The organism is Archaeoglobus sp. (genome assembly GCF_017656475.1).
In the GTDB taxonomy this organism is placed as follows: domain Archaea; phylum Halobacteriota; class Archaeoglobi; order Archaeoglobales; family Archaeoglobaceae; genus Archaeoglobus.
In genome coordinates this window covers 1-12,982 of record NZ_JACDNT010000038.1, presented here as the reverse complement: position 1 = coordinate 12,982, position 12,982 = coordinate 1, and the positions used below count along the sequence as shown (strand labels likewise).

Below are 12,982 nucleotides of genomic sequence, written 5' to 3'. Positions count from 1 at the left end.
CCGCAACCTCACCCTTTGCAGCTCTTGCCAGCATCCACATCACACACCCCCACTGGCCTTCCTTGAACTGAACCGCATCTTCGGGCTTTTCATCGCTCCATACAATGGCGACGGGCTCATACTTCAGTTTTAAGGCCTTTGCGATTTTACTCTCCATACGATCTCTTTGGAATGTGGATTAAAAATACTTAACCGTTGATTTAGTGTTTATTCTTTCTAATAATGGTTTATCATTCCAGATAATTTTATTAATGATTTATGTTATTTTCTCCTCAAAAATATTCGCGAGGTGATTGCTTGCAGAGAGAGTTCTGGGCCACGAGAGTGGGATTCGTTCTTGCTGCGATAGGTTCGGCTATAGGTCTCGGTAACATCTGGAGGTTTGGCTATCTGGTGTACAAGAACGGTGGTGGAGCTTTTCTGATTCCGTATTTTGTAGCTTTGTTTGTTGCGGGAATAAGTCTGCTGATTCTGGAGTTTGCGTTAGGTCACAAGTTTCGAGGGAGCGCCCCACAGGCTCTGAGAGCAATTAACAAGAAGTTCGAATGGGTAGGCTGGTGGGCAGTGATTGGTGGACTAATCATCACGACGTACTACTGTGTTGTGATTGCCTGGGCGCTGGTTTACTTCACCAAAGCCTTCACCCTTGCGTGGGGTACTGAAACGAAAGCGTACTATTTCGGAGAAATTCTACAAATCTCTAACTCGCCTTGGGACTTTGGAGGGTTTGCAGTGGGAGTTCTGATAGCAGCAGCCATCGTCTGGGCCATCAACTGGCTCATAGATTTCAGGGGTGTTAGGAAAGGTATCGAAGTTGCCAACATGATTTTGATGCCCCTCCTGTGGATTCTCGCCATAATCCTCGTTATCAGGGGGCTGACTCTGCCAGGGGCAATTGAGGGGATTGAGTGGTACCTAAAGCCCGACTTTTCCAAACTTGCGGACTACAACATCTGGCTTTCGGCGTTTGGACAGATATTCTTCACTCTGAGCCTCGGAATGGGTATAATGATTGCCTATGCCAGCTATCTGCCTGAGAAGAGCGACTTGGCCAACAACGCCTTCATTGTTGCGTTAGCAAACTGTGCCTTCAGTTTCTTGGTCGGTTTTGCGGTGTTCGGTACTCTTGGATACATGGCATACACAACAGGAAGCGAGATTGGTGATGTCGTCACGCAGTCCATAGGTCTTGCCTTCGTTGTTTTCCCGCAGGCCCTAAACCTGCTTCCGGCACTCAAAGTGTTCACGGCAGTGGTGTTCTTCCTTGCTCTGGTCGTTGCTGGACTTTCGTCATCCATTTCACTCGTTGAGGCTGTTGTTTCTGCAATGATGGACAGGTTTGACATTGAGAGAAGGAAGGCCGTGAACATTGTTGTTGGAATCGGGTTTTTAGGCAGTCTGCTGTACACAACAAAAGCTGGGTTATATTGGCTCGACATTGTTGATCACTTCGTGAACTACTACGGCCTCGTGCTTGTGGGGTTGCTTGAGGTAATCGCCGCTGCATGGTTCTTCAACCTTGGAGAACTCAGAAGCCACATAAATGCGGTGTCAGAGATAAAAGTGTCATCCTGGTGGGACTTCTCAGTGAAATTCGCTGTGCCGGCAATCCTTCTGATACTGCTCGCATTCGACGTGTATTACAACTTAAAGGAGCCATACGGTGGCTACTCGGTTGACGCCTTGGTTGCGGGATTTGGCATAATTCTGGGAGGAATGCTTGTCTCAGTGTTACTCTCGTGGAGGGGTAAGGATGTCTCCTGATGCCATAGCCATGGGAATTTTCGGATTCGTTGTGCTCTACGGAGGGCTGGCATACTTCCTTTATAGGGCGATGAAAGCTGAGAAGGCGTAAAAATATTTATATTTTTTATTTATAATGTATATTTCAGCGGAAAACGAGATATTTGCTACAAAGTTATTGGCTACGACAGCAAGAGTGGATTTGCTGACTACAGATTCTATACTGTAATTTCTAGCAATCCCTGCATCCACTCTCGAAGCTCTTTGGTGCTTTTAATCCCCCTTCTGATAACCTCTACATCACCAAACAGTTGGGTTTTGTTATATCCAAACATCAGTCAGAAAAACTAAACAAAGTGTTTATGAAATTCGACGATGCGCTGAAAGTTATTAGAGGGATTAGAACTAGAAATAGGAGAGCCACGGGCGGGATTTGAACCCGCGACCTCGTGCTTACCAAGCACGCGCTCTTCCTGCTGAGCTACCGTGGCCTGCAATGATTTAACCAAAAAGGGAATTAAAAGCTTTCGCTATCGTAAAAACCAGCCTCGCTGTAGGGTGTGGTCATAACACGCCTGATCCGCTTTGCTATCTTTTTTCCAACTTTTGGCACCTTAGCCAGCTCCTCCTCATCTGCTGTGGCAATGTTCTCTATCGTCTGGAAGTAATCAAGAAGATTTTTCGCAATAACACTGCCAACGTTCGAAATTGATGAGACTATGTACTCCTGCTCCTCCTTCAACGTTCTTTTCGTCTTCGCTGCATGTTCCACAACACCCCTTCTTTTCTCCTCCTGCTCCCTCCTAGCCATTGCGAAAATAAGCTCAGCAGTCTCCTTTGGACTGCTGGTCCTCAACACAGGTATACCAAAGTCAATAACAAGCGACGCAATAGCCCCTCTTACCGCATTGGGATGCATACCTCCTCTGTAAAGGTTTTCCCCTTCTATGACTATCACTGGCCTGCTGTAGGCAGATTTCATCTTTGCAACCTGTGAGAATAGTCTGTCCTTCTGGATGATGCTGTTCAGAAAGTCCTCGACTGTCTTCCTCTCTACTGCAACCCTGTCACTTACAATGTAATCAGCAACTTCGAGGTTTCTCAACTCGATCCTTGCCCCAAGATCCCTCAGGTGCTTCACAACCTCAGATCTGAGCTCCCTTGAATCCACGATCACTTTTACTCCAGTCTCCTCCGCCAAGGTGTACTCTCCAAGACTTCTCTGCTTTCTGTCGAGCATTCGCTTGATTTCTAGGATTTTATCGTACATCTTCCTCTCTTTCTTCATGCTGGAGTAGTAGTAAGCCTCATCCCTCGTCCCCTTCGTAACCAGAACGACGATTCTCCCCTCTCTTCCCCTTCCAGTTCTCCCCTTTCTCTGAATAGCCCTGATTTCAGAAGGTACAGCCTCGTAAAAAACCACAAGGTCAGTTGATGGTATGTCCAGCCCCTCTTCTCCAACAGACGTTGCAACGAGAACCTTGTATTCCCCCTTCCTGAACTTGTCGAGGGTTTCTATCTGCTCCCTCTGCCTCATCCCCTTGTCATTATCCCTGCTCGCCTGCCCAACAAACTTTGCAACGGGAAAGAGTGGGGAGAGCTCGTTAACAAGCATCTCTGCAGAATCTCTGTAGTTCGTGAAAACTATAACTCTGGAGTCCGGATTTTTCTCAAACTGCTTCTTGAGAACTTCTTTCAGCTTTTCCAGCTTTGGATGCTCAGCCTTACACTTTGATAGAGCCAAAACAGCTTTCTTGAAAATAGGATCGTTGACGATGCTCTTGGCCGCTTTGCTTCCCCCTCTTGAAGTAGCCTCTCTGATTAGCTTTCTGAGGTAGCTTTTCACAGCCTTAACTCCCTGAGTTTCTATGAGCTCAATCGCGTGCTGGAGCTTCAGTATCTCGGCTAAGATAGACAGCGCTTCGAATATCTCAGAGCTACCGCTCTCTGCAGCCTCTACCTGAAGTGCCTCCTGAAGGGCGAGTAAATCCCTCTTTGATGAGTTCTCTGGAACCTCTATACCCAGATCTCTCAGCCGCTTAAACCTTATTTTGACGCATTCCTCAAGTTTTTCCTTTACCTCCTTCATCTCCTCCGGAATGTCAACCTTCAACCACTCGATTCTCTTCTTTCCGACGTAGAGTGCGACATCATCATCCCACTCTGTTCTGACTTCTATGGCCTCAATTCCGAGGTTCTGAATTACCTCCATTATTCTTTCCGGATCACTACCAGGAGAGGCTGTCATTGCAAGGATCAGCGGTTTTCTGGCAGTTCTCAGGTACTCTTTGGCGATGAAAACGTACGCGTAATTTCCAACCGCCCTGTGAGCTTCATCAAAAACAATGAGTATGACATCCTCAAGGCTTATCCTGCCGGCAAGAAGGTCGTTCTCGATAACCTGGGGCGTGGAAACAATTATTCTTGCACTTCCCCACAGTTCCCTTCTTTTTTCGGGGGAAACTTCACCGCTAAGAGATACAATCTCCTCGACTTTCAGCACTTTTTTCAAAAACCTCGCGTGCTGTTCTACAAGGGGCTTGGTTGGGGCCAAGAAGAGAACTTTGCCTTCTTCGTTCAGCAGTCTCGATGCAATTACGAGTGCGGCAATCGTTGTCTTTCCCAGTCCGGTAGGGATTACAACGAGTGTGTTTTTGGTCAGTGCAGTAGCAGCAATCGATATCTGATACATCCTTCTTTCAATCGTGTTTTCCCTGATCAGGGGGTGAGTGACGTATTCCACAAGAACTTGTTAACAGTAGTAAATAAAAACATACCTTTAATTTTGATTTTGTGTATAACTCATCAAACCTCTTGTGCAGTTCTTTTAAACCCACCAGCTTTAAAGCATCCAATGGAAGTCGAGATTGTCAAGCTGAAAACACCTTTCACGGATCTGGATCACACTTACGTTTATGTGGTAAACTCAGAAATAATGGTAGATGGCGGATTCTGTAACCCCCAGAACGCCGAGAAGCTTGAGGAGTTTGATGTGAAAAGGAGAATTATTACGCACCACCACATAGACCACGTTGGCCTTGTTTTTTACAGCAAAAAGGATGTTGAGATTCACAAACGCGAACTTGAGTTTCTGGAAATATACTCAAAGCCTGAAAAATTTATTGAGGACTACAAAAGGCTTTTCAGGATTTATGGAGCGAATGAAAATTACGCGGACACTCTCAGAGTGATTATGGCGATGAAACTAACCAAGAAGGCTAGATTGCTCGAGCTTATCGAAGACAATCAGATAATAGATACTCCGGGACATACTGCCGGTCACATCAGCGTGCTGATTGACGGTTGCCTTTTTAGCGGTGACTTCATTCTAAGCAGAACAACTCCGAACGTGAGTTTCTATCCCACCTACACAAGTGGGGTAAGCGATTATCTCAGATCGCTTGAAAAATGCCTTAAGCTCGACATATCAGAAATTTTCCCCGCTCACGAAAAGAGAATCAAAGATCCGGAAAAAAGAATTACTCAGCTTATTGAGCACTACACATCGAGGGCGTTGGAAGTTTTCGATGCCGTGAACAGTGGATACAGAACGCTCGAGGAAATTGCCTCAGAGATAAACTGGAGCATCGGAAATTTCAGAAAATTCGACGATTTCAATAAGTTCATGGCTCTCTGTGAAACCCTCGCCTTCCTGTACTATCTTAGGGAAATTGGAAAGGTTGAAGAAGAGAAAGCTGACGGAAGAGTGATTTTCACCGTATGCTGACACTTAAAACCTGAATGGTATCGCTTGCATCCTCTATAAGGTCGCTGACGTTGATGAGTTTCTCTACGAATTTTATGAAGAAGTACCACTCTGCGTAATTTGAGAAGTCGATTACCTTCAGCTTCTCGTAAATCCTCCCCTTCATGCTGTCTACCTGCTCCTCGAATATCTTGATTTTTAAAAGAACATCACTCAGGCCACCCTCTTCGAGGGCATTAAACGCATCAAGGAGCAGATAGGCCATTTTAGAGTTAATTTCCGCAATCCTGACGAATTCATCCCTCAGCTCGTCTGGAATGAGGTCTATCAGCAGGTAAAGCATTGCCAGGTCTTCAAGCTCATCAAGTATTTCATCAAGCTCCTCGACAAGGTTGCAAAACTCGGAACGGAGAGCCGGAATGAAAGCCCCTGAATGAATTTTCAGAATTATGTCCCTCCTAATCGCATCACCCAGTTTTTCCGCCTCGCAGACATCCCCGACCACAGCCTCATCACTACGCTCGATTATGCTTTTCATAAGCTCGCATGTGTCGATTATGAGCTCAATCTGCTTCCCAATTAGCTCTACAACCTCCCTCTCCCTCTCCCCACCAAAGACGATTTTCTTTATTCTGTCAATCATTCCTTACCACCCTTAACCTTCTCCACCACCCTGACAACCTCAATTAAGGTTTTGGGATAGTTGCCATACTCATCCTTCTCCAGACTCTTTACCATATCCCATATCGTTAGCAGAGCAACACTAACCCCCGTTAACGCCTCCATTTCGACTCCAGTCTTGCCTTTGGACTTAACAGTGCATTTAACCCTTATCCCAACGCTCTCTATATCAAAATCGAACTTCACAGATGTTATAGGGATGGGATGACACATTGGTATGAGTTCCGGTGTCTTCTTAACTGCCATAACTCCGGCTATGTTTGCCGCTGCTATAACGTTTCCTTTAGCCACTTCTTTATTCAAAATAGCCTCAATAGTCGAGCTTCTCAATCTGATATAGCCCTCAGCAACGGCAATCCTGTCGACATCATCTTTATGCGAAACATCAACCATCCTGACCTTTCCGTCTTCGATGTGTGTGAATTCCATAACTAATCTCTCCGCAGGTAAAAATATATCTTGCTGAAACTAACAAAGATTATGGAGGCGCTTGTTGTTGTTGACATGCAGAAGGACTTCTGCTACAAGAGCGGTGCGCTCTACATTCCTGATGCGGAGACGATTTTCGACGCAACAGCAAAAGTTGTAGAGGCTGCAAGAGAGAGGATGCCAGTAATCTTCACCCAAGACTGGCACAGAGAGGATGACGTTGAATTCAGAATCTGGCCAAAACACTGCGTGATGAATACCGAGGGTGCAGAGATTATTGATGAGCTGAATCCGAAACCAGAAGACTACTATATAAAGAAAAGAAGGTACTCAGCATTCTTCGGAACAGATTTAGACCTTCTCCTCAGGGAGCTTGGTGTGAAAAAGCTTTACATTTGTGGAGTTGCGACCAACATATGCGTCCTGCACACGGCTGGAGATGCAGTGCTGAGAGGTTATGAGGTTGTGGTTATCAGGGACTGCACCAAAGCCCTGAGCGACTACGAGTACGAGTACGGGCTTAGACACATGGAAAATGTTTTTAATGCAAAAATATTAGAATCAAAGGACTTTCTGTCGATATTTTCCTAAAATTATAAATCAATATAAATCTAAGGCGAAAAGTTTATCAACATGTTAAACCAAATATCTTTGGGGTGCCGGTTCACCAGTAGTAGCTATCCCGCCGTCACCGCTGTAAGTTGTTGTTTTTATCGGCACCCCCTTATTCTATCAGTACTGCGTTTACAACGCCCTCCTGGCTCGGTCTGTTGGTCACTTTTGCCTTTCCTATGCTGGTTGAGATTATTGCACCCTTCGTGATTACGTTTCTCCTTGCGTAGTGCACGTGGGCGGGATTTTCAACAACGCTCTCAATCTCTGCTCTGATAACTTTGCCCTGTTTCGGATCGTAAACGTTAGCGTACTTTTCGGCGAAGAGCTTCAACTTGTAGTTACCACCTCTCACCCTGATCTTTTTCACCTTTCTTTCGCCGGTGAGCGTTTCCACCTGCTCTCTACCAAGCTCGTACTTTCTCTTTTTTCTGGCTTTCCTGTAGAATCCTCCACTTGGCTTTCTTCTGCTTCTTCCCTGCCAAATCATACTCCATCACTTCCTGATAGGGAATAAAATACTTCCGCCTTAAAAAGTTTAGCAGCAAATGTTTATAACGATTAAACCAACTACTGTTATGGCGGAGAGCAGTTTTGTTTACAACGGAGTTGAGGTGACATGGCTGAAACATGCAGGCTTTAAAATTAAGGGTTCCAGGGTTGTGTACATCGACCCCTACGATATACCTGAAGAACTCGAAAAGGCCGATGTAATTCTGGTAACACACGACCACTTTGACCATATGGACGTTAAGAGCATCAGAAAGCTCTCAAAAGACGATACAGTCGTGATTAATCCCTCAGGATGCATCATTGAGGGTTTTGAGAGTTGTGAAGTGAAGCCCGGAGAGGAGACTGAAGTGAGAGGTGTAAAGGTTAGGGCTGTCCCTGCTTACAACATCGACAAACCATTCCACAAGGAGAATTGCGTTGGCTACATAGTCGAGATTGACGGCGTTAAAATATACCATGCAGGTGACACCGACAGGATTCCAGAGATGAAGGACATTGAGGTTGACATTGCCCTTCTACCAGTTGGTGGAACTTACACGATGAACCTCCAGGAGGCAATAGAGGCTGCTAAGGACATAAAAGCCAAGCACTATATTCCGATGCACTTCGGGGCAATTCCACAAACCTCTGCAGACCCTGAGGAGTTCAAAAATAAGGTGGATGGTGCAGTAGTTCTAAAGCCACTGTTCTAATTTTTTACTCCTCAATCCTCCTGAGCTCTGCCACAATCACGCTGTGACCCTTCCTGCACTGCTCAGGAGCGTCACCTATGACCCTCTCAACAATCACAGCATCACCACTGTTTAGCTCGATGGGGTGGCAGAGGGAATACATGCTGCAGTCGTAAACATCACAATTCCGTCGTTCGTAGTGAATCTTAGCCCCCTCAACGGCAATTTTTGAATCAACGAGAGCTATTATTGGCAGCTCCACAACCTCCACAGCCACAACACCCTCATCGTGCAGTGGGCACTCCTGAACAGCTCCATCCCTCAGACCAACTATCTTGTACTTAGCCCCCTCTTTAAGTTTCAAACACGTCTTCTTAATTTTGCAGCTCTCACATTCCTGTTTTCCACCAAGGAAAATGAATTCTGTGCCGATTTTAGCCCAGTCTTTACCGCATAAAGTAATGATTTTGTTTACTTCTTCATTCATGAGCATCACCAAATTTTCTCTATATAGCACTATTTTAAATTTGCTCAAAGCCTGATGCTCATCATGTCCTCCGCAACGACGGCATCGAACTCCAGATACTCAAGAATCTCATCCTTAACGCGGTAAGCCATTGGATAAAGGTGTGTGAGGTAAAGCTTCTCCGCCTTGCAGTACTTAAGCACATCCTTCAGGTTTTCGGGAGTGGTGTGGTAGTCAGCCTGGTAGTTGAAGGGGAGGGAGAGTTCGTGAACCATAACGTTGCAATCAACTGACATGAAGTCTTTAAACGCCCTTGTATCCCCGCTTATTGCCACGACATCATCAACCACGTAACCCCTGCTCTCGATGGAGTGGATGGTCGGAATTGCCCTTATGCTCACTTCTTCCTCAAATTTCTCTCCTTCATCAACCGCGAACTTTAACTTTCCTCTTAAATACGGGTATGCCTCAAGAAGGGAGTTAAGGAATGCCCTCGTGCCATCAGGCCCGTATATTCTCAGCTCCTCCCCACCAAGAAGCCACCTTGCCTTGAGAATGTTCAAAAGGTCTCCGTTGTGGTCGAGATGGTGGTGAGTTATGCAGACAGCATCTATGTCGTTGACACTAACACCCAACTCCTCCAGTCGGTGGTAGCTTCCGATTCCGCAGTCGAAAAGGATTTTTGAGCTGCCTGTATCAATCAAAATCGAACTCTGGGCTTTATTCCCGTAAGGAACTGCAACACCTGTGCCGAGAAAGGTTAGCTTCAACCTTTCACCCCCATCATTTCGCAGATTTCAGCAATAACTGGCTCTTTGAGCAAGTCTTCCCCTGAAACTACCTCAAAATACTCCTTGATTGATTCACCAACATTCTTACCGAGAGTGTGCCAGTGGCCGGAAACGTAAAACTTAACACCCTCTTCAGGTGTCGTGAATTTTCGCATTTCAAAGGCCCACCACCTTCCGCCCTCGATGAAGGGGGCAAACTCTCTTCTCTTTGAAAGGAACTTCTTAACATTCTTCTCGTCCTCGAACTGGGGGCCCATCCTCCTGAAGACTCTTGAAATTTCCTTAACCTGACACTCAAACAGCAGGTAGCAGAATTTTTCGGCAGCCTTGAAGGTGTAGCGGATTGGCATGAAGTTCTCCCTCTCCAGAAACTCGAAAATTTTTCTCGAGGCTCTTTCAAGCTGCGGATAGAGGTTGTCCTCTACTATGTCCGGTCTTCTGAACTTTACGGCAAAAACCGCAGTTCCCCTCTCCTCAATAATTTTTCTCAGCCTTTCAGGCTCAACCCCCTTCTTCGGCTTAGGTTTAAAGAACCCCAGAGACGGGTTCTCTAAGAAAGCCCTTGAGAGGTGGACAAACCTTGCAAGGTTGTCGATGCTCAGGTTTGCGGCAACGTTCCTCTTCTCGTCAACCGGATCAACAACAAAAAACTCCTCTCCCTTCCTCACTTCCCCCTTCGCGACGTCTATTACAGTTCTCCTCGTCCATTTCCTCGCATTCTTGACAGTTTCGAGAAATGATCCGTAGAAAACAATCAAAAGCTCGCAAAGATAGCCTGAAAAGCCTCTGACCTTGTATTCAGCACCATAAATTCCGTTGGCCTTCAAAAAACCCTTCAACAGCCTTACTTCGTTCTCCTTCCCTTTTATCCTGTTTTCAAGCCATTTATGGTGGAAAGGTGTTCTATCGACAGCGGACTTAATGTTTCTCGGATCCTTTAGCTTGTAGCACGGCACAACATCAACTTCCACACCCTTAACCACACCATGAACATAGGGATGCTCAGCATACCTTATCTCGTAACTGTCGAGCACGGCTTTTCCGATTTCAAGTCCCTTCTCTCTGAGTTCCTCCTTAGGCATATCTTCAGGAAAGAGTAGAAACACGTCTATCTCAAGGCTGCCCTTCAGCCAGGTGTTCCTCGCATAGCTGCCAACAAAAACGTACTCTACCTCCAGACTGTCGAGTCTCCTCCTTAGCTCCTCTTCTGCCTCTTTCCCCATCCTTATTTCTCCCTCTTCAGGCAGAACCAGTTTCAGGGCTTCTTCAACTACCTCTTCCACCTTCATTCAAATACCCTCAAATCCTTGTAAATGGGCCCCTTGGGAGTCAAAATGCTTTGCTTGAGCCTGAAACTCCTTACCTCCATCTCGCCAAAGCTCTCAGATGCATGTCTCTTTATGACTTCAGAAACTTCAGGATTTTTTCTCTTCACCCTCCCAACTGTGAGGTGAGCCTTGAATTCCTTGTCTCTCCTGAAACCAAGTTTCTTGAGCTTCTCGTAAACGTTGTTCGCAAGACTTGTAAGCTCACCTCTCTCCTTAACACCAACCCAGACGACTCTCGGTGAATTCACGTTCGGAAAAGCCCCTACTCCCTCAAATGAAATCTTGAAAGGCTCGAATTCCACCTCTGCAAGCTTTTCTTCAATCTTCGAAACTCTGCTCTCATTCACCTCTCCCAGAAAGAGCAGCGTGATGTGAAGATTTTCAGGCTCAACAGCCTTAATCCCATTAATCCTTGAAAGCTCACTCAAGATTGGTTTAATTTTTTCTCTTATTGAGTCGTCTATGTCAACAGCAATGAACAGTCTCATCAATTCGAAATAGCTTGGCGGATTATTAACCTTTGGACTTCGTGAGGAAGTATGCAACGACTACCAGCAACGCGGCGTTCATCAGCACCTTGTAAACTGGTGCGTATTTATAACCCGCCCAAACATCTATGAGGACATTTGCCGAGATGTAAAGCCCGACGATGGAAATAATAAGGAGTAAAAGAAGCAAAATCGTGATTGTCTTTCTTACAGCATCCTGAAACCTCACTTCCTCCTCCATGCTGCGACACCAGCAATCGCTATTAACGCCAGTGCGACCTCAAACCCGGGCATTCCAGCCCCTCTCTCCGCATAATCCGGTACCTCCTCTCTGACGAACTTCTCTACTTCAAATTCAACCTCTTCCTCTTCTACGTCCTTTGGTACTATCTTGGTTGGTGCAAGCTTAATGACGTCTTTCCAACTCTTAACAAGCTTCCCCTCCCTCCATATCTCAAGCTTCACGATATAGTTGTACTCGTCAGGCACCACAAAGTCAGCCTCAATGATGTTCGTCTTCCCCTTCCTTAGAGTCGTGTTCATCCACTCCTCGTCAACAAGAACGTTCGACTCGGCCTGAACGACCTTTATCCTTGTCACAACGTTGTAATCTTTCACGCTCTCAACGTAAAACCGTGCCTTGAACTCAACATTACCATCTTTAACGCCGGTGAGCAGAAAATCAGCACCTCGCATTGAAGCTTCAAGCTGCATGTTCTCTGCTACAAGGCTCCTTAGGTTTTTCAGTTGAAGATGCCGTAAGCTGAGAACTTTATCCTCATGCATTAAAATCAGCTCAATTCCGTAGTCCTTGGTTTTCTCAAAAGGTATTGTCAGCAAAGCCTCGTACTTTGACTCCGGGCTTTGAAAATTCTTCTTAACATCATCTAAAAGCAAACCGGTCTGGTAATCGTAAATCTTCGCCCTTACCGTGAATTCGTCCAGATTTTCCTTCTTTATTTCAGAAATGAAGGTTATGACAACGTGGCTTTCGTTTACAGCTTCAAGCTTCATGTCAATTTCTCCAAATCTGCCATAACTCTCGAACTTTGAAGAAGCAAGTGATACAGCAACGGCTGCTATCGCTATTGAGACTATTGCTACAATAACAACCTTTTCATTCATGTTGTCACTTGACATCAATGCGTTAAAAAAGTTTCTGTTTCGGACTAAAATATTTTAGGCTATGTTAAAAAAAGCAGCTTGCTCAATGAGCTTGCCGAATACTGAAGAAGGAGCTTATTTGAACCTCAGGGAACCTGTATGTTTAAAGTAAATCCTGACCGGTTTGTTGTACTTTTCACCCAGCTTTTTGATTTCCTTTTCTTTCTTAACCCAAAATTCCTTTGACAATCGTTTGTATTTCTCTTCCAACTCAGGAAAGTTGTTTCTTACTGCTTCAAAAACCTCTTTTCTGCATAGATTCAGATTCAAGTCTTCAAAGCACAGATGGTCAACAAAAGGAGAGACCTCTCTAAAAATCTCTTCTATGTCCGTTAAGGACCTGTCCACTTAACACAAACACCACCTCAATCGGTTGTAGTACAGCATAAA

17 protein-coding genes and 1 tRNA gene are annotated in these 12,982 nt (G+C 45.4%); 5 read left to right on the top strand and 13 right to left on the bottom strand.

All coding sequences use genetic code 11. From position 1 onward, the window contains the following. A partial coding sequence (locus tag H0Z19_RS12065; RefSeq protein WP_365892682.1) for a DUF169 domain-containing protein occupies positions 1–157 on the bottom strand: 157 nt, incomplete at its 3' end. 140 nt (positions 158–297) lie between these two features. Between H0Z19_RS12065 and H0Z19_RS09785 the strand changes: the two genes are divergently transcribed. Both H0Z19_RS09785 and H0Z19_RS09780 read left to right on the top strand, forming a co-directional pair. Beyond that, positions 298–1,764, top strand: coding sequence for a sodium-dependent transporter (locus tag H0Z19_RS09785; protein WP_290726184.1), 1,467 nt, complete (start codon positions 298–300; stop codon positions 1,762–1,764). Beyond that, on the top strand, positions 1,754–1,855 hold the full coding sequence (locus H0Z19_RS09780) for a MetS family NSS transporter small subunit (RefSeq protein ID WP_290726183.1): 102 nt from the start codon (positions 1,754–1,756) through the stop codon (positions 1,853–1,855). Before H0Z19_RS09785 ends, H0Z19_RS09780 begins: the two co-directional genes overlap by 11 nt. 306 nt (positions 1,856–2,161) lie before the next feature. Here the strand turns inward: H0Z19_RS09780 and H0Z19_RS09775 are convergent. Both H0Z19_RS09775 and H0Z19_RS09770 read right to left on the bottom strand, forming a co-directional pair. Continuing rightward, positions 2,162–2,234: transfer RNA gene (locus H0Z19_RS09775), tRNA-Thr, on the bottom strand. A gap of 26 nt (positions 2,235–2,260) precedes the next feature. Continuing rightward, positions 2,261–4,486 carry a DEAD/DEAH box helicase gene (locus H0Z19_RS09770; RefSeq protein ID WP_290726181.1) on the bottom strand — a complete coding sequence of 742 codons (2,226 nt, stop codon included), beginning with the start codon at positions 4,484–4,486 and terminating at the stop codon, positions 2,261–2,263. A gap of 111 nt (positions 4,487–4,597) precedes the next feature. Between H0Z19_RS09770 and H0Z19_RS09765 the strand changes: the two genes are divergently transcribed. Next, positions 4,598–5,470 carry an MBL fold metallo-hydrolase gene (locus H0Z19_RS09765; protein WP_290726179.1) on the top strand — a complete coding sequence of 291 codons (873 nt, stop codon included), beginning with the start codon at positions 4,598–4,600 and terminating at the stop codon, positions 5,468–5,470. On the opposite strand, the gene H0Z19_RS09760 is transcribed toward H0Z19_RS09765, so the two are convergent. Then, the gene (locus H0Z19_RS09760; protein ID WP_290726178.1) at positions 5,457–6,092 is read right to left on the bottom strand and encodes a TIGR00153 family protein; all 636 of its coding nucleotides are present in this window, start codon (positions 6,090–6,092) and stop codon (positions 5,457–5,459) included. The two genes, H0Z19_RS09765 and H0Z19_RS09760, sit on opposite strands and share 14 nt — an antisense overlap. Further along, entirely contained in the window at positions 6,089–6,559 is a 471-nt protein-coding gene (gene moaC / locus H0Z19_RS09755) for a cyclic pyranopterin monophosphate synthase MoaC (RefSeq protein ID WP_290726176.1), read from the bottom strand. Before moaC ends, H0Z19_RS09760 begins: the two co-directional genes overlap by 4 nt. 51 nt (positions 6,560–6,610) lie before the next feature. On the opposite strand from moaC, the gene H0Z19_RS09750 reads away from it, so the two are divergent. Beyond that, positions 6,611–7,150, top strand: a complete 540-nt coding sequence (locus H0Z19_RS09750; RefSeq protein WP_290726175.1) for an isochorismatase family cysteine hydrolase — start codon at positions 6,611–6,613, stop codon at positions 7,148–7,150. 133 nt (positions 7,151–7,283) lie between these two features. On the opposite strand, the gene H0Z19_RS09745 is transcribed toward H0Z19_RS09750, so the two are convergent. Further along, entirely contained in the window at positions 7,284–7,661 is a 378-nt protein-coding gene (locus H0Z19_RS09745) for a 30S ribosomal protein S8e (RefSeq protein ID WP_290726173.1), read from the bottom strand. Positions 7,662–7,749: 88 nt separating this feature from the next. Here H0Z19_RS09745 and H0Z19_RS09740 point away from each other — a divergent pair, with 88 nt between their 5' ends. Beyond that, positions 7,750–8,376: an MBL fold metallo-hydrolase gene (locus H0Z19_RS09740; protein ID WP_290726171.1), complete on the top strand. Its 627-nt coding sequence runs from the start codon at positions 7,750–7,752 to the stop codon at positions 8,374–8,376. Between the two features lie 4 nt (positions 8,377–8,380). Here the strand turns inward: H0Z19_RS09740 and H0Z19_RS09735 are convergent, their stop codons facing one another. From H0Z19_RS09735 to H0Z19_RS09705, 7 genes are all read right to left on the bottom strand, one after another. Next, entirely contained in the window at positions 8,381–8,842 is a 462-nt protein-coding gene (locus H0Z19_RS09735) for a UPF0179 family protein (protein WP_290726186.1), read from the bottom strand. A gap of 44 nt (positions 8,843–8,886) precedes the next feature. Further along, positions 8,887–9,591, bottom strand: a complete 705-nt coding sequence (locus H0Z19_RS09730) for an MBL fold metallo-hydrolase (RefSeq protein ID WP_290726169.1) — start codon at positions 9,589–9,591, stop codon at positions 8,887–8,889. Next, the gene (gene cca, locus H0Z19_RS09725) at positions 9,588–10,901 is read right to left on the bottom strand and encodes a CCA tRNA nucleotidyltransferase (RefSeq protein WP_290726167.1); all 1,314 of its coding nucleotides are present in this window, start codon (positions 10,899–10,901) and stop codon (positions 9,588–9,590) included. Before cca ends, H0Z19_RS09730 begins: the two co-directional genes overlap by 4 nt. Beyond that, positions 10,898–11,428, bottom strand: coding sequence for an RNA 2',3'-cyclic phosphodiesterase (thpR, locus tag H0Z19_RS09720; protein ID WP_290726165.1), 531 nt, complete (start codon positions 11,426–11,428; stop codon positions 10,898–10,900). Before thpR ends, cca begins: the two co-directional genes overlap by 4 nt. A gap of 25 nt (positions 11,429–11,453) precedes the next feature. Continuing rightward, positions 11,454–11,669, bottom strand: a complete 216-nt coding sequence (locus H0Z19_RS09715) for a hypothetical protein (RefSeq protein WP_290726163.1) — start codon at positions 11,667–11,669, stop codon at positions 11,454–11,456. Next, on the bottom strand, positions 11,654–12,553 hold the full coding sequence (locus H0Z19_RS09710) for a PGF-CTERM sorting domain-containing protein (RefSeq protein ID WP_290726162.1): 900 nt from the start codon (positions 12,551–12,553) through the stop codon (positions 11,654–11,656). The genes H0Z19_RS09715 and H0Z19_RS09710 overlap by 16 nt, the downstream gene beginning before the upstream one ends. Positions 12,554–12,667: 114 nt before the next feature. Further along, a complete protein-coding gene (locus H0Z19_RS09705; RefSeq protein ID WP_290726157.1) occupies positions 12,668–12,940 on the bottom strand; it encodes a hypothetical protein in 273 nt (90 codons plus the stop codon). Positions 12,941–12,982 lie beyond the last annotated feature (42 nt).

Bases quoted from the DNA above. Each gene is read 5' to 3' on its own strand.
- H0Z19_RS09780 (WP_290726183.1), top strand. From the start codon at position 1,754: ATGTCTCCTGATGCCATAGCCATGGGAATTTTCGGATTCGTTGTGCTC.
- H0Z19_RS09765 (WP_290726179.1), top strand. From the start codon at position 4,598: ATGGAAGTCGAGATTGTCAAGCTGAAAACACCTTTCACGGATCTGGAT.
- H0Z19_RS09760 (WP_290726178.1), bottom strand. From the start codon at position 6,092: ATGATTGACAGAATAAAGAAAATCGTCTTTGGTGGGGAGAGGGAGAGG.
- moaC (WP_290726176.1), bottom strand. From the start codon at position 6,559: ATGGAATTCACACACATCGAAGACGGAAAGGTCAGGATGGTTGATGTT.
- H0Z19_RS09750 (WP_290726175.1), top strand. From the start codon at position 6,611: ATGGAGGCGCTTGTTGTTGTTGACATGCAGAAGGACTTCTGCTACAAG.
- H0Z19_RS09745 (WP_290726173.1), bottom strand. From the start codon at position 7,661: ATGATTTGGCAGGGAAGAAGCAGAAGAAAGCCAAGTGGAGGATTCTAC.
- H0Z19_RS09740 (WP_290726171.1), top strand. From the start codon at position 7,750: ATGGCGGAGAGCAGTTTTGTTTACAACGGAGTTGAGGTGACATGGCTG.
- H0Z19_RS09735 (WP_290726186.1), bottom strand. From the start codon at position 8,842: ATGAATGAAGAAGTAAACAAAATCATTACTTTATGCGGTAAAGACTGG.
- cca (WP_290726167.1), bottom strand. From the start codon at position 10,901: ATGAAGGTGGAAGAGGTAGTTGAAGAAGCCCTGAAACTGGTTCTGCCT.
- thpR (WP_290726165.1), bottom strand. From the start codon at position 11,428: ATGAGACTGTTCATTGCTGTTGACATAGACGACTCAATAAGAGAAAAA.
- H0Z19_RS09715 (WP_290726163.1), bottom strand. From the start codon at position 11,669: ATGGAGGAGGAAGTGAGGTTTCAGGATGCTGTAAGAAAGACAATCACG.
- H0Z19_RS09710 (WP_290726162.1), bottom strand. From the start codon at position 12,553: ATGAATGAAAAGGTTGTTATTGTAGCAATAGTCTCAATAGCGATAGCA.